An 18,790-nucleotide genomic window follows, 5' to 3' on the forward strand; every position below is an offset into this window, starting at 1 on the left:
CATGGGGAAAGGATAATGACGAAATCACAGCCCGTGTCGGGGCTTCTCCATTGGCTCGGTGGCGTGCCGGCCTTGATGTTCGCGGGCGCGGTGGCCGCCGAGCCCCATCGTCTGCCGGCGGTGGAGATCATCGGCCCCTCCAGCGACACCTTCAGCCTGGCCGGTTCCGCCTACGTGCTTTCCGAGGAAGATCTGGAACGCAAGGAATACACCGATGTGCATCGCATGTTGCGCGATGTGCCCGGCGTCTATGTGCGCGAGGAGGATGGCTTTGGCCTGCGTCCCAATATCGGCATTCGCGGTACCGGCACGTCCCGCTCGGACCGGGTCTCGATGATGGAAGACGGCATCCTGATGGCCCCGGCCCCCTACGCGGCGCCGGCGGCCTATTATTTCCCCAGCGCCGGGCGTTTCAGCGGCATCGAGGTGCTCAAGGGGCCGGACACCTTGCGCTATGGGCCTTTCACCGTGGGTGGCGCGATCAACTTCCTGTCCACGCCGATTCCCGCCGGGCGCGCCGGCCGGATCCAGCTGGAGGCCGGCGAGGACCGCCACCGGCGCGGCCATTTCTGGTACGGCGCCACCGAGGGGCAGTGGGGCTTTCTGCTGGAGACCCATCAGCAGGCCAGCGATGGGTTCAAGGACATTGATCGCTCCAATCGTGGCACCGGCTATGACAAGAGCGACTATGTGGCCAAGCTGAGGTGGACCGCCGCCGCCGACGCCGCCGTGAAGCAGGCCTTTGAGCTGAAGCTGTCCCATTCCAGCGAGGTCTCCGATGAGACTTATCTGGGGCTCACCGACCGGGACTTCGACGCCAACCCCAACCGGCGCTATGGGCTCAGCGAGCGGGATCAGATGGACAACGACCACGACGGCATCGTGCTGCGCCATGACCTGGTGCTTGGCGAACGCAGCCGTCTGGAGACCGCTCTCTACCGCAATAAATTCAATCGCAACTGGTACAAGGTGGCCTCCGCCGGAGGGCAGGGCATCGGCGATCTTCTCGATGACGCCAACAATGGCGGGGGCGGGGCCCAGGCGATCCTGGACGGCCGCCAGGACGTCACCGACGTAAGGGTGAAGAACAACAACCGGGAGTACACCGCCGAGGGGATTCAGACCGAGCTCTCCCACGGTTTTGACTGGGGCGGCGTGCGCCACGATATGGTCGCCGGGTTGCGCTTTCACCGTGATGAGGTGGACCGCTACCAACCGGTGGATACCTTTGATCAGATCGACGGCGCGCTGGTGCCCACCGGTGTGATCCTGCCCACCGGCGGTGACAATCGGGTGGAGACCGCGGATGCCTGGTCCGCCTGGCTGGTGGACAAGCTGTACCTGGGGGATGTGATCGTCACCGGTTCCCTGCGCTACGAGGACGTGGAAACCGAGGCCAAACGCTATGCGGACCCGGGCCGGGCGTCGGTGAGCAGCCGTGTCGACAACCGGGTGGACGAGGTCATGGCCGGCTTGGGCGCCACCTGGCTGGTGGGCGACCAGTGGTCCCTGCTCGCCGGCGTGCACCAGGGCTTCGCGCCCCCCGGCGCCTCCTCCCTGGACGGCACCGATCCGGAGAAAAGCCTCAATTATGAGATCGGAGCCCGTTACTGGGCCCCGGGCTTCAGCGCCGATGTGGTGGCGTTCCACAGCGATTACGAAAACACGGTGAACAACTGCTCGCTGGCGGCGCCGTGCCCCAACGGCAACACCAGCGGTTCGCAGAGTTTCGGTGAATCACGGGTGCACGGTCTGGAACTGGGCATCAACAGCCGCCTGTGGCGGGGCCGGGGCCTGGAGGCTCCGGTGCGCCTCGCCTATACCTATACCGACGGCGAGATCAGCGAGGATGCCGATGACGGCAGCGTCATGAGCGGTGATGTACTGCCCTATCTGCCGGAAAACCAGCTCAGCCTGACCCTGGGGCTGGAGCGTCCCGCCCGGTGGGGCGCCTACCTGACCACCGTCTACGTGGACGAGATGTGCATCAATAACGCCTGTGACCGGCCGGGCTCGGACCGCTTCGACCGCACCGACGACGTGGTGGTGGTGGATCTGGCCACCTCCTACTACCTGAACAGCGACGTGGAGGTCTACGCCAAGGTGGACAACCTGCTGGACGACCAGGAAATTGTCGCGCGAACCCCCGACGGCGCCCGCCCGAACGCACCGCGCACCGCCTACATGGGGGTGCGGGTCGCCTTCTGACCGGCGCGGCTTGAAAGTGGAGGGCGGCGCCCTCATCCTCTACGCATTCCGGCGCGGGTGTTATACTCGCGCCCACGATATTCCGTATACAGGTGGTTTATATGGACGATGTGATTCAGGTCATCAAGGACCAGATCGCGAAGAACCCGGTGCTGCTGTACATGAAAGGCACCCCCCAGTTTCCCCAGTGCGGTTTCTCCGCCCAGGTGGTGGAAGCCATGACCAGCGTGGGTAAGCCGTTCGCTTACGTGAACATTCTGGAAGCCCCGGAGATCCGCCAGTCCCTGAAGGACTTCGCCAACTGGCCCACCTATCCGCAGCTGTGGATCGGCGGCGAGCTGGTGGGCGGCTGCGACATCATCATGGAAATGTACCGCTCCGGTCAGCTCAAGGAGCTGGTGGACGACGCGGCGGTGGAAGGCGACGCCTGAACCCGTTTCCGCCCCCGTCCACGAAAAAGGCGCCGATCCGGCGCCTTTTTTATGGGCTTCAATCCAGGGCGTTGGCCAGGGTGGGGGGCATGTCGCCGGCCGGCGGCGGCGGCCAGCCGCCCAGGTCCCGGAAGCGGTTGACCATGGAGCAGAACAGCTCCGCGGTGCGGGTGGCGTCGTAGAGCGCCGAGTGGGCGTCGCGCTGGCTGAAGGCGATGCCCGCCGCCTCGCAGGCCTTGGCCAGCACGGTCTGGCCGTACACCAGGCCGGCCAGGGTGGCGGTGTCGAAGCTGGAGAACGGGTGGAAGGGGTTGCGCTTGACGTCGTTGCGCTCCGCCGCCGAGTTCAGGAAGCCCTGATCAAAGAAGCTGTTGTGCCCCACCAGCACCGCCCGGTTGCAGCCGTGCTGCTTGATCGCCTTGCGCACCGGCGCGAACACGCCCTTCAGGGCGGTGTCCTCGTCCACGGCGCCGCGCAGCGGGTTGTTCGGGTCGATGCCGGTGAAATCCAGCGCCGCCTGTTCGATGTTGGCGCCGGGGAAGGGGTCCACGTGAAAGTGCACCCGGGTGGACGGACGCAGGTAACCGCGGGCGTCCATGTCCAGCAACACCGCGGCGATTTCCAGCAGGGCGTCGTTGCGGGCATCGAAGCCGCCGGTTTCCACGTCCACCACCACGGGCAGGAATCCCCGGAACCGCAAGGCCAGGGAAGGGTGCTTGTCGCTCATGCCATCTCCCATCAAAGCGGCGCTCATGCTACCCCATTACCGGCCCCCGGGACAGGTGACGGCGGCGGACCCCGGCGGGTACAATACGCCGCTTTCGTAACAGCAGTTCGTGGAGTGTGGCATGTCGGATATCAAGAAGGTGGTGCTGGCCTATTCCGGAGGCCTGGATACTTCGGTGATCGTCAAGTGGTTGCAGGAAACCTATGACTGCGAGGTGGTTACCTTCACCGCCGATATCGGTCAGGGCGAGGAAGTGGAGCCCGCCCGCGCCAAGGCCCAGGCCATGGGCGTGAAGGAAATCTACATCGAGGACCTGCGCGAGGAGTTCGTGCGCGACTACGTGTACCCGATGTTTCGCGCCAATACCCTCTACGAGGGCGAGTACCTGTTGGGCACCTCCATCGCCCGGCCGCTGATCGCCAAGCGGCTGGTGGAGATCGCCGAGGAAACCGGCGCCGACGCCATTTCCCACGGCGCCACCGGCAAGGGCAACGACCAGGTGCGCTTCGAGCTGGGCGCCTACGCCCTGGCCCCGGGCATCCAGGTGATCGCGCCATGGCGGGAGTGGGACCTGAATTCCCGCGAGAAGCTGATGCAGTTCTGCGAGGACCACGAGATCCCCGTGGACTTCACCGGCAAGAAGAAAAAGTCCCCGTACTCCATGGACGCCAATCTGCTGCACATCTCCTACGAGGGCGGCAACCTGGAGGATCCCTGGTGGGAGCCGGAAGAGGAGATGTGGCGCTGGAGCGTGAGCCCGGAAACCGCGCCGGACGCGCCCACCTACATCACCCTGACCTATGAGAAGGGCGACATTGTCGCCATCGATGGCGAGCGCCTGAGCCCCGCCGACGTGCTCAGCAAGCTCAACAAGCTGGCCGGCGACAACGGCATCGGCCGCCTGGACATCGTCGAGAACCGCTACGTGGGCATGAAGTCCCGGGGCTGCTATGAAACCCCCGGCGGCACCATCATGCTGCCGGCGCACCGCGCCATCGAGTCGCTGACCCTGGACCGGGAATCCGCCCACCTGAAGGATTCCGTGATGCCCAAGTACGCCGAACTGATCTACAACGGCTACTGGTGGGCGCCGGAGCGCCTGGCCCTGCAGAAGCTGATCGACGCCACCCAGGAAAACGTCAACGGCGAAGTGCGCATGAAGTTGTATAAGGGCGCCGCCACCGTGGTGGGCCGTCGCTCCGAGAACGACAGCCTGTTCGACGCCTCCATCGCCACCTTCGAGGACGATGCCGGCGCCTACGACCAGAAGGACGCGGAGGGCTTCATCAAGCTCAACGCCCTGCGTCTGCGCATCGCCGCCAAGAACGGCCGCAAGCTGTCCTGACCGGCGATCGCGGGGATCGCGGCTGAAGCCGCGGTCCGCCAGCGCGCCCTGAAAAAACCCGTTTAACGCTCTGGTTCCCTCCGCCTGGCCTGTGTACGCTGCCTGTACATCAATGGCGGGGAACAGGAAGCCCGGATGAACACAACCACCGTGGGCTGGCGCGAATGGGCCTGCCTCCCGGAGCTGGGAATCAAGGCGATCAAATTGAAAGTGGACACCGGGGCGCGTACCTCGGCGCTGCACGCCTTCGAGGTGAGCAGCTTCGAGCGCGACGGCCGCGAATGGGTCCGCTTTCGCATCCACCCGTTTCAGGACTCCGACGAAGTCCGGGAATGCGAGGCGCCCCTGCTGGACCGGCGCGTCGTGTCCGATTCCGGCGGTCACCGCGAGGAACGGCCGGTGATCCGTACGCTGCTCGCCCTGGGCGGGCGGCGCTGGCCGGTGGAGGTCACTCTCACCGACCGGGAAACCATGAAATTCCGCATGCTGTTGGGGCGCACCGCCATGGATCAGCTGGTGGTGCATCCCCAGGCGTCCTTTTTACTCGGCGGCAACGAGCGTCAACCATGAAGATTGCGATTCTGTCCCGGAACAAACATCTCTATTCCACCCGCCGCATGGTGCAGGCGGGGCAGGATCTGGGCCACGAGATGCATGTGATCGACACCCTGCGCTGCTACATGAGCATGGTGTCGCACAAGCCCGAGATCCACTTCAAGGGCGAGGTGCTGGAAGGCTTCGACGCGGTGGTGCCGCGGATCGGGGCCTCCATCACCCAGTACGGCACCGCCGTGCTGCGCCAGTTCGAGATGATGGGCGTGTTCCCGGTCAACGAATCCGTGGCCATTTCCCGCTCCCGGGACAAGCTGCGCTCGCTGCAGCTGCTGTCGCGCAAGGGCGTGGGCCTGCCGGTGACCGGCTTCGCCCACTCCCCGGATGACATCCCCGACCTGATCAACATGGTTGGCGGCGCGCCCCTGGTGATCAAGATGCTGGAAGGCACCCAGGGCATCGGCGTGGTGCTGGCGGAAACCCGCAAGGCGGCGGAATCGGTGATCGAGGCGTTCATGGGCCTGAACGTGTCGGTGATGGTGCAGGAATACATCAAGGAAGCCGGCGGCGCCGACATCCGCTGCTTCGTGGTGGGCGGCAAGGTGATCGCCGCCATGAAGCGCCAGGCGTTGCCCGGCGAATTCCGTTCCAACCTGCACCGGGGCGGCAGCGCCAGCCTGATCCGCATCACCCCGGAGGAGCGCGCCACCGCGGTGCGCGCCGCCCGCATCATGGGGCTCAACGTGGCCGGCGTGGACATTCTGCGCTCCAACCACGGCCCGCTGGTGATGGAGGTGAACTCCTCGCCGGGGCTGGAAGGCATCGAGGCCGCCACCAACAAGGACGTGGCCGGCATGATGATCAAGTTCATCGAGACCAACGCCCGGCCCAACCGCACCCAGACCAAGGGAGCCAAGGGTTGAGTCGTAGCGACAAGGTGGCCCCGTTCGAGATCAACGGCGTCACCGTGCAACCGGGCACCCGCGCCAAGGTGGAGCTGCCGCTGGCGCAGCTTTACACCCAGACGCCCCTGAACGTGCCCATCCACGTGATCCACGGCCGCCGCCCCGGCCCGGTGCTGCTGGTCAGCGCCGCCATCCACGGCGACGAGCTCAACGGCGTGGAGATCATTCGCCGTCTGCTGCGTCACTCCGCCCTGCGGCGCCTGTCCGGCACGGTGCTGGCGGTGCCGGTGGTGAACGTGTTCGGCTTTATTCACAAGACCCGCTACCTGCCCGACCGCCGGGATCTGAACCGCTGCTTCCCCGGCTCCGAGACCGGCAGCCTGGGGGCCCGCATGGCCTGGCAGTTCAAGACCCAGGTGCTGGACCGGGCCACCCACGCCGTGGACCTGCACACCGGCGCCATTCACCGCGCCAACCTGCCGCAGATCCGCGCCGACCTGTCCAACGGCGACACCGCCGCCATGGCCGCCGCCTTCGGCGTGCCGGTGGTGATCAATTCGGTGCTCGGCGAGGGCACCCTGCGCGAGGTGGCGGAGGCCCAGGGCATTCCGGTGATCACCTACGAGGCCGGCGAGGCGCTGCGCTTCGACGAGAGCTGTATCCGCGCCGGGGTCAAGGGCGTGCTCAACGTCATGCAGTACCTGCGCATGACCGGATCGCGGCGCACCCGGGACCCTCTGGAACCCAACATCGCCCGCGCTTCAAGCTGGGTGCGCGCGGAGCGCGACGGCGTGTTCCTGCCGCTGGTGGCGCTGGGCGCCTGGTTGCGCAAGGGGCAGCTGATCGGCCGGATCTCCAGCCCGTTCGGCGGCGAGGACGTGGCCATCGAGGCACCCTGCGCCGGTATCCTGGTGGGCCGCAACAACCTGCCGCTGGTCAACGAGGGCGAGGCGCTCTACCACATCGCCCGCTTCGAGGAAGTGCGCGAGGTGGCCCAGGACCTGGAGGTGTTCACCTCCGACATCGAACGCGGCCCGGGCCTGGCCGGCGAACCCCCGATCGTATAGGTAACGATGAACCTGCCCACTCCACGGAAGCTGTACCGCGGCCTGCGCAAGATGCTGCGGTTCCTGGCGCGTCCGGCGCGCCGGGGCGGGCGGCGCGGCGGGCGGGTGATCCAGACCTACCGGGGCTATGGCTCGCGGCGTTCGGTGTTCCTGATCGGGCGGGTGTTCCGCCAGCCCGGCATCGGCCTGAACCTCAAGGAAGGCCCCCTCGACGACATCGTCAACATCGTCCGCCGCACGGTGCGCTGGGGCGTGCGCGATGCGCGCCTCACGGTGACCGTGGGCGCCGCCAGCGTGGATGTGATCACCGACCGCGACGGTTATTTCCACGTCACCCTGGACGTGGACGAGGACTGGCCGGACCGCGCCTTCTGGCAGCAGGCCCGGCTGCGTCTGCACCCGGGCCGGCGCGAGGGCGAGCGCGAGCCGGTGGAAGCCAGCGCCGACCTCTACATCCCGCCCCGGGATCTGGACCACGCGGTGATCAGCGACATCGACGACACCGTGATCTACACCGGCGTGGCCAGCAAGCTGACCATGATGTATCAGCTGTTCGTGCTCAAGGCCCGCCACCGCACCGCTTTTCCGGGGGTCTCCGCGTTCTACCGGGCGCTGTTCCACGGCGACACCGGCGAGCGCCGCCGGCCCATGCTGTACGTGTCCCGGGGGCCCTGGAGCATCTACGATGTGCTGGAGGAATTCTTCCACCTCAACCGCATTCCCCACGGCCCGATTCTGTTCCTGCGCGAGTGGGGCGTGACCCTGCAGCGGCCGCTGCCGATCCGCGCCAAGGACCACAAGGCCATGCTGATCCGCCGCATGCTGGCGCTCTACGACGGGCTGCCGTTCATCCTCATCGGCGACAGCGGCCAGCGCGATCCGGAGGTCTACGCCGAGCTGGTGGAGCAATACCCCGGCCGCGTTCGTGCCATCTACATCCGCCACGTGCACCGGGGCAGCGACCGGGACCAGTCCATTCAGGCCCTGGCCGAGCGCGTCGCCGCCCAGGGCTGCGACATGATTCTCGCCAAGGACAGCCTGGAGATGGCCCAGCATGCCTTCCGGCACGGCTACATCGCCCGCGACGGGCTGGAGGAGGTGCGCGCCGACTGCAGCCGGCGCAGTTGATAGTGGACAGTTAACTCTTCTTCTCGATCTTTCCGCCGGCACCGCGCCACCCCTCAAAGCCGCCCTCGATGTCGCACACCGGCCCGAAGCCCATGTCCTGGAGCTGCGCCGTGGCCAGCGCCGAGCGGTGGCCCAGGGCGCAGAACAGCACGAAGCGCTGGCCGCTGGCGAAGTCGGGTTTGTGGTAGGGGGAATCCGGATCCACCCAGAATTCCAGCATGCCGCGCGGCGCGTGCAGGGCGCCGGGCAGGGTGCCCTCGCGCTTGAGCTCGCGCACGTCGCGGATGTCCACGAAGCGCACGCCCGGGTCGTCCAGCAGATCCCGGGCCTGCTCGGCGCTGATCCGTTCGATCCGCGCCTCGGCGGCGGCCACCAGGGTGGCCACCCCTTGTTTCAAAGCCATGTCTTTCTCCCGTGTCAGGCCGGGCGGCCGGGCTTGTCCACCAGGCCGTCATTGATCAGGGTGGCGGCGATCTCGTCGAGGATCGCCGGGTCGTCGATGGTGGAGGGCAGGGGGAAATCCTGGCCGTTGACCATCTTGCGCAGGGCCGCCCGCAGGGTCTTGCCGGAGCGGGTCTTGGGCAGGCGCTTGACGACCAGCGCCCGGCGGAAGCGGGCCACCGCGCCGACCTGTTCGCGGATCAGTGCCACCAGCTCCCGTTCCAGCTGGTCCGGGGCGATGTCGGCGCCGTCCTTGAGCACCACCAGCCCCACCGGCACCTCGCCGCACAGTTCATCGTGCATGCCCACCACGGCGGACTCCGCCACCGCCGGATGGGTGGCGATGTGCTCCTCCATGACGCCGGTGGAAAGCCGGTGGCCGGACACGTTAATCACGTCGTCGGTGCGGCCCATGATGTGCACGAAGCCGTCCGCGTCCAGGTAGCCGCCGTCGCCGGTGTGGTAATAGCCCGGGTAGGTGTTCAGGTAGGCGGCCAGGTAGCGGTCGTGGTCGTTCCACAGGGTCTGGGCGCAGCCCGGCGGCAGCGGCAGGCGCAGGGCGATGGCGCCTTCCGTGTCCGCCGGCAGGGGCTCGCCGGTTTCCGGGTCGAGCACCATCACCTCGTAGCCGGGCACCGCCCGGTTGGTGGAGCCGGCGCGCACCTCCGCCTCGCCGTGGCGGGTCAGCGGCGCGGTCACCGGCCAGCCGGTTTCGGTCTGCCACCAGTGGTCGTAGACCGGGCGGCCGGTGAGGTCGCTGAGCCATTGGTAGGTGGGGCCGTCCAGCTTCTCGCCGGCGACGAACAGGTGCTTGAGGCTGGACACGTCGTGGCGGCGGAACAGATCGCCGTCCGGGTCTTCCTTGCGGATCGCCCGGAACGCGGTGGGCGCCGCGAACAGGCCGTTGACGCCGTGTTCGGCCACCACCCGCCAGTAGGCGCCGGCGTCCGGGGTGCGCACCGGCTTGCCCTCGTAGAGCACCGTGGTGCAGCCGCCGATCAGCGGCGCGTAGACGATGAACGAGTGGCCCACCACCCAGCCCACGTCGGAGCAGCCCCACCACACCTCGCCGGGCTGCATGCCGTAGATTTCGCGCAGGGCGTAGAGCTGGGCCACGGCGTGGCCGCCGTTGTCGCGGACGATGCCCTTGGGCTTACCGGTGGTACCGGAGGTGTACATGATGTAGAGCGGGTCGCTGGCGGCCAGGGGCACCGGGTCCGCCGGTTCGCTGCCGTCCACCACCGAGCGCCAGTCCTCGAACCCCAGGGCCTCCAGGTCCGCCGGGCCCTGTTCGCGCTGCAGAACCAGCACGTGTTCCACGGCATGGCTGGCCTTGTCCAGGGCACCGCGCACCAGGGCGGTGTAGTCGATCACCCGGTCGATCTCGATGCCGCAGGAGGCGGTGAGGATCACCTTGGGGCGGGCATCGTCGATGCGGATCGCCAGTTCATGGGCGGCGAAGCCGCCGAACACCACCGAATGCACCGCGCCGATGCGCGCGCAGGCGAGCATGGCGATGGCCGCTTCCGGCACCATCGGCAAATAGATCACCACGCCGTCGCCCCGGCCCACGCCCAGGCGGCGCAGGGCGCCGGCCAGCTCCGCCACCCGGTCGCGCAGTTGGCGAAAGGTGAAGCGCTGCGTGGCGCCGGTGACCGGGGAATCGTAAATCAGGGCGGTCTGGTCGCCGCGCCCCTGTTCGATCTGGTGGTCCAGGGCCAGGTAGCTGGTGTTCAGCTCGCCGTCGCCGAACCAGCGGTGGGTGCCGTCGTCGAGGGTTTCCAGAATCCGTTCCGGGGGCTGGTACCAGGCCAGTTCACGGGCCTGTTCGGCCCAGAAGGTATCCGGTTCCTGGCGGGCCTTCTCAAAGGCGTTCCGATAGCGCATTTCCCGCTCCTTGCATGGTTGTTGTTCTTGAGGGCGGCGCCCGGGGGCGCCGCCCTCTCATGCAAGCAGGGTGGGTAACGTCATGCCAGTAGACCATGGTCGCGAATCCGGCGACCGGGGGCGTTCAACCGTTACCGGGAAGGCGGGATCAGGAGGCGGTGTTGGCGGAGGGGCGACGACGCCGGCGGCGACGGGTGCCGTTGCCATTATTGTTGCCGTTGTTGCCGTTGTTGCCCGCGTTGCCGCCATTGGCACTGTTGCCGCCATTGCCATTGCCGCCCTGGGCGCGACCGCCGCCGTTGCCCCGGCCGCGACCATTACCGCCCCCGGCACCGCGACCCTGGCCGCCGCCACCGCCGCCACCGCCGCCACCGCCGCCACGGGCACGGTTGCCGCCGCCATTGTTGCGGCCCCGGCCGGCGCCCGCGGAGGAACGACCGCCGCCGGCGCCTTTCTCCGGCAGCTTCTCTTCCGGCTCGAAGCCTTCCTGGGGACGCCGCTCCAGGGGTCGGCTGATCACTTTTTCGATATCGAACAGCTGCTTGCTTTCGTCGGCGCTGACCAGGGACACCGCCTGGCCGGAGGCGCCGGCGCGGCCGGTGCGGCCGATGCGGTGCACATAGTCCTCGGGCACGTTGGGAAGGTCGAAGTTGACCACCTGGGGCAGCTGGTCGATGTCCAGGCCGCGGGCGGCGATGTCGGTGGCCACCAGGGCGCGCAGTTCGCCGCTCTTGAAGTCCGCCAGGGCCCGGGTGCGGGCGTTCTGGCTCTTGTTGCCGTGGATCGCCGCCGCCTGGATGCCCTGGGCGTTGAGCTGCTTGGCGAGCTTGTTGGCGCCGTGCTTGGTGCGGGTGAACACCAGCACCTGGAACCAGCCGCCGTCGCTGATCAGCTTGACCAGCAGCGGCGCTTTGCGGTTCTTGTCCACCGGCACGATCCACTGCAGCACCCGCTCGGCGGTGCTGTTGCGCGGGCTCACGTCCACTTCCACCGGGTCGCTGACCAGGGTCTTGGCCAGGGCGCGGATGTCGTTGGAGAAGGTGGCCGAGAACATCAGCGTCTGACGTTGCGCGGGCAGCAGCCGCAGCACCTTGCGGATGTCGTGGATGAAGCCCATGTCGAGCATCCGGTCGGCTTCGTCGAGAACCAGGATTTCCAGGTCGTCGAAGCGCACCGCGCCCTGCTGGTGCAGATCCAGCAGCCGGCCCGGGGTGGCCACCAGCACGTCCACGCCGCCCTTGAGCGCCTGGATCTGCGGGTTGATGCCGACCCCGCCGAACACCACCGTGGAGCGGCTGTTCAGGTGGCGGCCGTAGGTGGCGACGCTGTCGCCCACCTGGGCGGCCAGTTCCCGGGTGGGGGTGAGCACCAGGGCGCGGGCCTGGCGCGGCGCCCGCCGGCCGCCTTCCAGCCGCTGCAGCAGCGGCAGGGTGAAGCCGGCGGTCTTGCCGGTGCCGGTCTGGGCGGCGGCCATGACGTCGCGGCCCTCCAGCACGGCGGGGATCGCCTGGGCCTGAATCGGGGACGGCTGGTCATAACCCTGTTCGGCCACGGCACGCAGCAGGGGTTCGGATAAACCGAGGGAAGCAAAATCCATAGGGTGGGAAATTCCGAAAAACACGAGGGGGAGGAAAGGCGATGCAGCCTAACGGATTGTGGCGCGGACTTCGAGGGATTTTTGATGTCGCGGTGAGAGGAAAAAGGAGGGGATCGCGACTGAAGTCGCTCCTACGGGGGACGATCCCCGGTTGTAGGAGCGGCTTCAGCCGCGATTACCGGCTCAGCGGTTGATCAAAGCCAGCTCCGCGTCGCGTTGCATCACCACCCACCAGCGGCGGCCATGGTCCGCGTCGAAGCCCACCAGGGGCTGGTCGGCGCAGGTGGCCGGCCGGGTCGGAGCACTGTTCAGGTAGGCGCCGTCGAACGGCTGCTCGACCACGCACTCGGCCGGAGTGACGGCCCGCCAGCCGTCCTCGGTGCGCCAGCCCAGGGTCACGGCCGCCGGGTCGGTGCCTTCCGGCGCGTCGAAGGTCAGGCCGTAGGCGTCGGACACCGCGGTGGCCAGATCCCAGTCCTTGCTGGCGGTGGCCGGCAGGGTGTGCGGCTGCTTGGTGGTGCCGTCCGGCTGGCTGCCCGGCAGGCCGGCGTCGGCTTCCAGATCCTTGGCGGCGCCATAGGCGCTGGAGAAAGTGCCGGTCTGGTTCTGGGTGCCGCTGACGATCAGCACGTCGGAGGCGGTGTCGGCGCCGGCGTCCTGCCAGCTCATGGTGACGTCTTCCTTCAGGTCGATGGTGGTCTCCGGGATGTCGAGCACGGCGTCGTCACTGGCGTTGGGCACCACGCGGTTTTCCGCGTTCAGGTTCGGCGTCCAGGATTCGTTCAGCTGGAACAGGAACTGGTAGGCCAGGCGGGCCAGTTCGGTGACGGTGCCGGCGCGGCTGTAGCCCGGCATGACTTCCATGTCACGGGTGCGGCTTTCCACCCGGTTGAAGGTGTCATTGATGCCGCCGACCATGCGCGCCACGCTGCCGTCGTGGGCATAGCAATCGTTGCTGATGTACTGGCTGTCCAGGTACATCACCGGGCGGGTGTCCTCGGGGATGGAGGTCGGATAGACGATGCGTTCGCAGCGGTTTTTGGTGCGCGAGAAGCGGTCCAGCAGCTTCCACTGGGGATCGGCCAGTTCCTTTTCGCCGTCCTCGTTGGCGCCGATGGTGTGCTCGGTGTACCAGGACTGGTAGTCCACCCGGTCGCCGTCGAAGGTGAGCACGGAGGCGTTCACGTCGTAGGCGTTGGAGCCGTTGTTCAGGGTGTTCATCTTCTGGGAGACGATGCGCTGCACCAGTTCCCGCTCGCCGTAGCGGAACTCATAGCCCTTGTAGGAGGCGTTGCCGGACATGATCTGGGTGTACTGGGGCAGGCGGTAGTTGCCGTCTTCCCGGGTCCAGGAGGTGGGATCCACCCAGATCGGCGCCTGGATCACGGAGCGCTGGTACATGTGCTCGTGGCCCTGTACCCAGAGCACGTCGTGCTTGGAGAAGAAGGCGCGGATGTCGTCCCACTGGTTCATCAGGTGATTGTCGCCTTCCACCCCTTCCACGATCATCTCCCGGGTCTCGCCGTACTTGGCGCCGATCAGACCATCGTGGCTGGCGATCACCAGGTGATCGAACTCGCCTTCATGGGCGGTGACTTCCTGCTTGATCCAGTCGAAGGCCACCGGCAGGTTGTAGTACTTGAGCAGGAAGATCATCACGTTGCCGCGCATCACGTAGTAGTTCAGGTACTGCGCGCCGTTCATGTGCACCGCGTCCTCGGGGATGTAGTGCTTCATGTTCTCGATCCACTCCACGGAGTAGGCGTAGCTGTCCTCGTGGTTGCCCATCAGCGGCAGGAACTCGATGCCGGCGTCGCGGTAGCTTTCCGCCACCGAGGTCCACTGCTCGAATTCCCGGGTGGTGCCGTGGTCGGTGAGGTCGCCCACCGGGATCACGATGTCCACGCCCAGTTCCTGTTCCTTGTCGAGCACGGCCTTCATGGGATGCATGGACACGTTGTCGCCGCCGCCCTGGGTGTCGGGCAGCAGGCCGATGCGTACCGCGCCACGTTCGGCGGGCGGCGTGCCGCCGCCGTCGTTGCCACCGGCGTCGTTGTTGCCGGAATCGGATGAATCGCCGCCACAGGCGGTCAGGGCCAGCGCCATGGCCATGGCGGCGGCCCCGTTCAGAAACGGTTTCATAATTGTCCCCAGTTAGACCCAAAAAATATGGAGCCGCGCACGGCTCCATGACAAAGCGCTGACAGCATGGCCGGGGAAAACGTCAGTTGAATAAACGCCAAATGAATTTTATTTGAAGGTGGGGCCGTGCTATGAAGGGCTTCCTTGACTTGCCATGCGAGGAATGACAATGAAACTTCATGCAGCCGACCTGGTGGCCCGCAAGGGTCAGGACCCGATCGCCATGCTCACCGCCTACACCTGCCCGGTGGCCCGTGCCGTGGAGCGCGCCGGCGTGCCGGTGATTCTGGTGGGCGACACCGTGGGGATGGTGGAGATGGGCTTCGAGAGCACCCGGGACGTGACCCTGGAGCACCTGGAGTACCACCTGGGCGCGGTACGGCGCGGCGCGCCGGATACCCATGTGATCGGCGATCTGCCCTACGGCACCGACGCCGATCCGGACACCGCCCTGGCCAGCGCCCGGCGGCTGATCGCCGCCGGCGCCGACAGCGTCAAGCTGGAAGGGGACAAATACGCGGTGATCGAACACCTGGTGGCCAACGGTATCGACGTGGTGGGCCACACCGGCCTGTTGCCGCAGACCGCCGAGAGCTTCGCCAAGGTGGGGCGCGGCGAAGCGGAGGCGCGGCGCATCCGCGACGAGGCCCGGGGCATCCAGAACGCCGGCGCCTTCATGCTGGTGATCGAGCATGTGCCCTACGAGCTGGCCGGGCGGATCACCGCCGACCTGGCGATTCCCACCATCGGCATCGGCGCCGGGCCGGATTGCGACGGCCAGGTGCTGGTGATCAATGACGCCCTGGGGCTGGGGGATTACTGGCCGCCGTTCTCCAAACAGTACGCCCACGCCAGCGACACCATCCTCGACGTGGCCCGGGCGTTTTCCCGGGAAGTGGCGTCCCGGGAGTTTCCCAACAACATCATCAAGCTGACCGGCACCGGGCGCGGCTAACGGCGATCAAAGCCGTTAGGAATGGGCGAGGATGGCCCGCCGCACGCAGTGCAGTACCCCGGTGGGGTAATCATCGCTCAGGAACTCGCGCACCTGGCGGTAGCTGAAGGTGTCGTCGCCCAGGTTGGGCTGCGCCAGCAGGGCGTCCTGGATGATGCCCAGCTCCGCCGGGGGCAGGCCCAGGGCCTGCTCCAGATCCAGGCGGCCGTCCGCCACCAGGTCCGCCAGGGCCCGGTAGACTTCCGCCTCGCCCAGCCCCTGGCGGCGGGCGATGGCATCCGGGGCCATGCCGGCCCGGGCCAGGGCTTCCAGCTCGTCCTGGTCGCCGTCCGGGGCGCGGCGCGGATCGCGCACCTCCGGCATGTCGCCCTGGCCCTCGTTGAGCACCGCCAGGAAGGCGTCGCCGTAGGCGTCCAGCTTGCGGTCGCCGACGCCGCTGACGGCGGCCATCTCGTGGCGGTCCCGGGGGCGCAGGGCGAGCATGTCCATCAGGGTGGCGTCGTGGAAAATCACGTAGGGCGGCACCCCTTCCTCCTCGGCCAGCCGCTTGCGGCAGGCGCGCAGCGCTTCCCACAGGGTACGGTCGGCGTCGGCCACCTGGGGTTTGTCCCGGCGGGTGCGTTCGGCGGCCTTGGCGGCGTCCTTGCGCAGCTGCAGCACCCGCTCGCCGCGCAGGTAGGGGCGGCAGGTCTCGGTGAGTTTGAGGGCGCCGTAGCCTTCCGCGTCCACCGCCAGCAGGCCCCGCGCCACCAGCTGCCGGTAGATGGCGCGCCACTGGCCGGCGGAGAACTCACCGCCGATGTTCCAGGTGGAGACGTGATCGTGGCCGGCGGAAGCCACCTTGTCGCTGCGATTGCCGGTGAGCACATCCACCAGATGGTTGACACCGAAGCGCTGGCCGGTGCGGTACACGCAGCTCAGCGCCATCTGCGCCGCCTTGGTGGCGTCGAAGGTCTTGGGCGGATTCAGGCAGGTGTCGCAGTTGCCGCAGGGTTTTGCCAGTTCCTCGCCGAAGTAGTGCAGCAGTGCCTGGCGGCGACAGTGAGTCACCTCGCAGAGCCCGAGCATGGCTTCCAGGCGCTGGTTCTCGTGGCGCTTGAACTGCTCGCCGCCTTCCGACTGGGCCTGCATCTGCTTGTGGCGGATGGCGTCTTCCAGGCCATAGGCCATCCAGGCGGTGGCCGGTTCGCCGTCGCGGCCGGCGCGGCCGGTTTCCTGATAATAGGCCTCGATGCTCTTGGGCATGTCCAGGTGCGCCACGAAGCGCACGTCCGGCTTGTCGATGCCCATGCCGAAGGCCACCGTGGCCACCATCACCAGGCCCTCCTCGCGCAGGAAGCGCTGCTGGTGCTCGGCCCGGGTGCGGCCGTCCAGGCCGGCGTGGTAGGGCAGGGCGCGGATGCCCTGCTGGTTGAGCCATTCGGCGGTCTGGTCCACCTTGTTGCGGGACAGGCAGTAGACGATGCCGGCGTCGCCGTCGTGTTCGGTGCGCAACAGACGCAGCAACTGGCGGCGGGCGCCGTCCTTGCGTTCGATGCGGTACTGGATGTTGGGCCGGTCGAAGCTGGATACGAAATGGCGCGCTTCGCCCAGATCCAGCCGCTCGGCGATCTCCGCCCGGGTGCGCGGGTCGGCGGTGGCGGTGAGCGCGATGCGCGGCACCTTGGGGAATTCCCGGTGCAACAGCGACAGCTGCAGATAGTCACTGCGGAAATCGTGCCCCCACTGGCTCACGCAGTGGGCCTCGTCGATGGCGAACAGGGCCAGCGGTGACTGGTGCAGCAGCTCCAGGGTGCGCGGCTGGATCAGCCGCTCCGGGGCCACGTAGAGCAGATCCAGCTCGCCACGCCGCACCTGGTCCTGGAGCGCGAAGCTCTGCTCGCCGGTGAGCGTGGAATTGAGGAAGGCGGCGCGCACGCCGAGGGCGTTGAGCGCGCTCACCTGATCCTGCATCAGGGCGATCAACGGGCTCACCACCACGCCCACCCCCTCGCGCACCAGGGATGGAATCTGGTAGCACAGGGATTTGCCGCCGCCGGTGGGCATCAGCACCAGGGCGTCGCCGCCGCCGGCGACGGTGTCGATGATGGCGGCCTGCTCGCCGCGGAATTCGTGGTAGCCGAAGACGTGCTGTAAAACGGAAAGGGCGTCGCGTTGCATGGCGGCGAGTATACCCGCCCGCCGGCCCCCTGACATCCGGATGACACGACGTGGCGGTAATCTCTTACAACAACTTCAGAAATCGGGTACCCATGGCCATCTGGACCGTCTTTCGTGAATTCCTCTGGCTGGGTTGCGTCAGCTTCGGCGGGCCCGCCGCCCACGTGGGCTATTTCCATCGCCGCTTCGTCACCGGCCTGGGCTGGCTGGACGACGACACCTTCGCCCGGCTGATGGCGCTCACCCAGTTCCTGCCTGGCCCCGCCTCCAGCCAGCTGGGGTTCGCCATTGGCCGCCACCGAGCCGGCCTGCCCGGGGCCGTGGCCGCCTTCGTCGGCTTCACCCTGCCGTCCTTCCTGCTGATGCTGGCGCTGGCCCTGTACGCCGCCCACCTGCCGGAGACGGTGCTCGGCGGCCTGGTCCAGGGCCTCAAATGGCTGGCGGTGGTGGTGGTGGCCGACGCCGTGCTGAAGATGGGCGGCAAGTTCTGCCGGGACGGCACCACCCGGGCCCTGGCGGTGGTCACCGCCGCCCTGCTGTGGCTGTGGCCGGGCATCGGCACCCAGCTCCTGGCGCTGCTGGCGGCGGCCCTGATCGGCGTCGCCACCGGGCGGGGCGGCCAGGGTGTTCAGGGCGAGCCCGGCGGCGCCACCCCGCGCCGCTGGCCGCTGATCGCCTTCGCCCTGATCTGGGGCCTGCTATGGCTGCTTCCCGGCGACGGCCTGGCGCGGCTGGCCGGGGATTTCTACAGCGCCGGGGCCCTGGTGTTCGGCGGCGGCCATGTGGTGCTGCCGCTGCTGCAGGGGTTGGTGGGCGAGCGCCTTGCCGGCGACACTTTCCTCACCGGTTACGCCGCCGCCCAGGCGGTGCCCGGGCCAATGTTCTCGCTGGCCTCCTACCTGGGCGCCCTGCTGGCCCCCGGGGCCCCCTGGCTGGGAGCGCTCACCGCCACCCTGGCAATTTTCCTGCCCGGTTTCCTGCTGGTATTGGGCCTGGGCGACGCCTGGCAGCGCCTCGCCGCCCGCCCGGGCCTGGCCGGCGCCGTCGCCGGCATCAACGCCGCCGTGGTGGGCCTGCTGCTGGCCGCCCTCTACGACCCGGTGTTCCGCTCGGCGGTGCACGGGGGCGTGGATCTGGCCATGGTGGCGGTGGGGTTCTTGTTGCTGCGGTGGGGTCGAGTGCCGCTGGTCTGGCTGGTGGCCGGCATGGCTGTGGTCGGATTGGTCGTGGAGTTGGTCTGAGATT

At 67.8% G+C, this 18,790-nt stretch carries 15 protein-coding genes; 9 read left to right on the top strand and 6 right to left on the bottom strand.

Annotated elements, in window-relative coordinates; all coding sequences use genetic code 11:
• Positions 1-15: 15 nt before the first annotated feature.
• Together HMJ39_RS04420 and grxD are read left to right on the top strand one after the other, a co-directional pair.
• Positions 16-2,208 carry a TonB-dependent receptor family protein gene (locus HMJ39_RS04420; protein ID WP_228462144.1) on the top strand — a complete coding sequence of 731 codons (2,193 nt, stop codon included), beginning with the start codon at positions 16-18 and terminating at the stop codon, positions 2,206-2,208.
• A 101-nt stretch (positions 2,209-2,309) separates the two neighbouring features.
• Entirely contained in the window at positions 2,310-2,639 is a 330-nt protein-coding gene (gene grxD / locus HMJ39_RS04425; protein WP_161385484.1) for a Grx4 family monothiol glutaredoxin, read from the top strand.
• A 58-nt stretch (positions 2,640-2,697) separates the two neighbouring features.
• Here grxD and rnt read toward each other — a convergent pair whose 3' ends face one another.
• The gene (gene rnt / locus HMJ39_RS04430) at positions 2,698-3,378 is read right to left on the bottom strand and encodes a ribonuclease T (protein WP_407645792.1); all 681 of its coding nucleotides are present in this window, start codon (positions 3,376-3,378) and stop codon (positions 2,698-2,700) included.
• A gap of 109 nt (positions 3,379-3,487) precedes the next feature.
• On the opposite strand from rnt, the gene HMJ39_RS04435 reads away from it, so the two are divergent.
• From HMJ39_RS04435 to HMJ39_RS04455, 5 genes are all read left to right on the top strand, one after another.
• Complete coding sequence (locus HMJ39_RS04435; protein ID WP_194296432.1) at positions 3,488-4,711, top strand: argininosuccinate synthase; 1,224 nt, start codon at positions 3,488-3,490, stop codon at positions 4,709-4,711.
• Positions 4,712-4,846: 135 nt separating this feature from the next.
• Complete coding sequence (locus HMJ39_RS04440; RefSeq protein ID WP_194296433.1) at positions 4,847-5,281, top strand: ATP-dependent zinc protease family protein; 435 nt, start codon at positions 4,847-4,849, stop codon at positions 5,279-5,281.
• Positions 5,278-6,186: a 30S ribosomal protein S6--L-glutamate ligase gene (gene rimK / locus HMJ39_RS04445; RefSeq protein ID WP_161384548.1), complete on the top strand. Its 909-nt coding sequence runs from the start codon at positions 5,278-5,280 to the stop codon at positions 6,184-6,186. The genes HMJ39_RS04440 and rimK overlap by 4 nt, the downstream gene beginning before the upstream one ends.
• Positions 6,183-7,235 (top strand): succinylglutamate desuccinylase/aspartoacylase family protein, encoded by a 1,053-nt coding sequence (locus HMJ39_RS04450; RefSeq protein ID WP_161384547.1) that lies wholly within the window; start codon positions 6,183-6,185, stop codon positions 7,233-7,235. The genes rimK and HMJ39_RS04450 overlap by 4 nt, the downstream gene beginning before the upstream one ends.
• 6 nt (positions 7,236-7,241) lie before the next feature.
• Positions 7,242-8,363 carry an App1 family protein gene (locus HMJ39_RS04455; RefSeq protein WP_194296434.1) on the top strand — a complete coding sequence of 374 codons (1,122 nt, stop codon included), beginning with the start codon at positions 7,242-7,244 and terminating at the stop codon, positions 8,361-8,363.
• Positions 8,364-8,373: 10 nt separating this feature from the next.
• Here the strand turns inward: HMJ39_RS04455 and HMJ39_RS04460 are convergent, their stop codons facing one another.
• From HMJ39_RS04460 to HMJ39_RS04475, 4 genes are all read right to left on the bottom strand, one after another.
• On the bottom strand, positions 8,374-8,766 hold the full coding sequence (locus HMJ39_RS04460; RefSeq protein ID WP_194296435.1) for a rhodanese-like domain-containing protein: 393 nt from the start codon (positions 8,764-8,766) through the stop codon (positions 8,374-8,376).
• Between the two features lie 14 nt (positions 8,767-8,780).
• Positions 8,781-10,691 (bottom strand): AMP-binding protein, encoded by a 1,911-nt coding sequence (locus tag HMJ39_RS04465; protein WP_194296436.1) that lies wholly within the window; start codon positions 10,689-10,691, stop codon positions 8,781-8,783.
• 148 nt (positions 10,692-10,839) lie between these two features.
• Positions 10,840-12,288 (bottom strand): DEAD/DEAH box helicase, encoded by a 1,449-nt coding sequence (locus tag HMJ39_RS04470; RefSeq protein ID WP_194296437.1) that lies wholly within the window; start codon positions 12,286-12,288, stop codon positions 10,840-10,842.
• Between the two features lie 183 nt (positions 12,289-12,471).
• On the bottom strand, positions 12,472-14,430 hold the full coding sequence (locus HMJ39_RS04475) for a metallophosphoesterase family protein (RefSeq protein WP_194296438.1): 1,959 nt from the start codon (positions 14,428-14,430) through the stop codon (positions 12,472-12,474).
• A gap of 169 nt (positions 14,431-14,599) precedes the next feature.
• Between HMJ39_RS04475 and panB the strand changes: the two genes are divergently transcribed.
• Positions 14,600-15,385 (top strand): 3-methyl-2-oxobutanoate hydroxymethyltransferase, encoded by a 786-nt coding sequence (gene panB / locus HMJ39_RS04480; protein WP_228462145.1) that lies wholly within the window; start codon positions 14,600-14,602, stop codon positions 15,383-15,385.
• 15 nt (positions 15,386-15,400) lie between these two features.
• On the opposite strand, the gene recQ is transcribed toward panB, so the two are convergent.
• Positions 15,401-17,545: a DNA helicase RecQ gene (gene recQ / locus HMJ39_RS04485; RefSeq protein WP_194296440.1), complete on the bottom strand. Its 2,145-nt coding sequence runs from the start codon at positions 17,543-17,545 to the stop codon at positions 15,401-15,403.
• A gap of 92 nt (positions 17,546-17,637) precedes the next feature.
• Here recQ and chrA point away from each other — a divergent pair, with 92 nt between their 5' ends.
• Positions 17,638-18,786 carry a chromate efflux transporter gene (gene chrA, locus HMJ39_RS04490; protein ID WP_194296441.1) on the top strand — a complete coding sequence of 383 codons (1,149 nt, stop codon included), beginning with the start codon at positions 17,638-17,640 and terminating at the stop codon, positions 18,784-18,786.
• Positions 18,787-18,790 lie beyond the last annotated feature (4 nt).

Source organism: Alloalcanivorax profundimaris (genome assembly GCF_015265435.1).
Classification (GTDB): domain Bacteria; phylum Pseudomonadota; class Gammaproteobacteria; order Pseudomonadales; family Alcanivoracaceae; genus Alloalcanivorax; species Alloalcanivorax profundimaris.

What these genes read in the sequence shown, in the direction of transcription:
- HMJ39_RS04420 (WP_228462144.1), top strand. Translation starts at nt 16, where the DNA reads ATGACGAAATCACAGCCCGTGTCGGGGCTTCTCCATTGGCTCGGTGGC.
- grxD (WP_161385484.1), top strand. Translation starts at nt 2,310, where the DNA reads ATGGACGATGTGATTCAGGTCATCAAGGACCAGATCGCGAAGAACCCG.
- rnt (WP_407645792.1), bottom strand. Translation starts at nt 3,378, where the DNA reads ATGGGAGATGGCATGAGCGACAAGCACCCTTCCCTGGCCTTGCGGTTC.
- HMJ39_RS04435 (WP_194296432.1), top strand. Translation starts at nt 3,488, where the DNA reads ATGTCGGATATCAAGAAGGTGGTGCTGGCCTATTCCGGAGGCCTGGAT.
- HMJ39_RS04440 (WP_194296433.1), top strand. Translation starts at nt 4,847, where the DNA reads ATGAACACAACCACCGTGGGCTGGCGCGAATGGGCCTGCCTCCCGGAG.
- rimK (WP_161384548.1), top strand. Translation starts at nt 5,278, where the DNA reads ATGAAGATTGCGATTCTGTCCCGGAACAAACATCTCTATTCCACCCGC.
- HMJ39_RS04455 (WP_194296434.1), top strand. Translation starts at nt 7,242, where the DNA reads ATGAACCTGCCCACTCCACGGAAGCTGTACCGCGGCCTGCGCAAGATG.
- HMJ39_RS04460 (WP_194296435.1), bottom strand. Translation starts at nt 8,766, where the DNA reads ATGGCTTTGAAACAAGGGGTGGCCACCCTGGTGGCCGCCGCCGAGGCG.
- HMJ39_RS04465 (WP_194296436.1), bottom strand. Translation starts at nt 10,691, where the DNA reads ATGCGCTATCGGAACGCCTTTGAGAAGGCCCGCCAGGAACCGGATACC.
- HMJ39_RS04470 (WP_194296437.1), bottom strand. Translation starts at nt 12,288, where the DNA reads ATGGATTTTGCTTCCCTCGGTTTATCCGAACCCCTGCTGCGTGCCGTG.
- HMJ39_RS04475 (WP_194296438.1), bottom strand. Translation starts at nt 14,430, where the DNA reads ATGAAACCGTTTCTGAACGGGGCCGCCGCCATGGCCATGGCGCTGGCC.
- panB (WP_228462145.1), top strand. Translation starts at nt 14,600, where the DNA reads ATGAAACTTCATGCAGCCGACCTGGTGGCCCGCAAGGGTCAGGACCCG.
- recQ (WP_194296440.1), bottom strand. Translation starts at nt 17,545, where the DNA reads ATGCAACGCGACGCCCTTTCCGTTTTACAGCACGTCTTCGGCTACCAC.
- chrA (WP_194296441.1), top strand. Translation starts at nt 17,638, where the DNA reads ATGGCCATCTGGACCGTCTTTCGTGAATTCCTCTGGCTGGGTTGCGTC.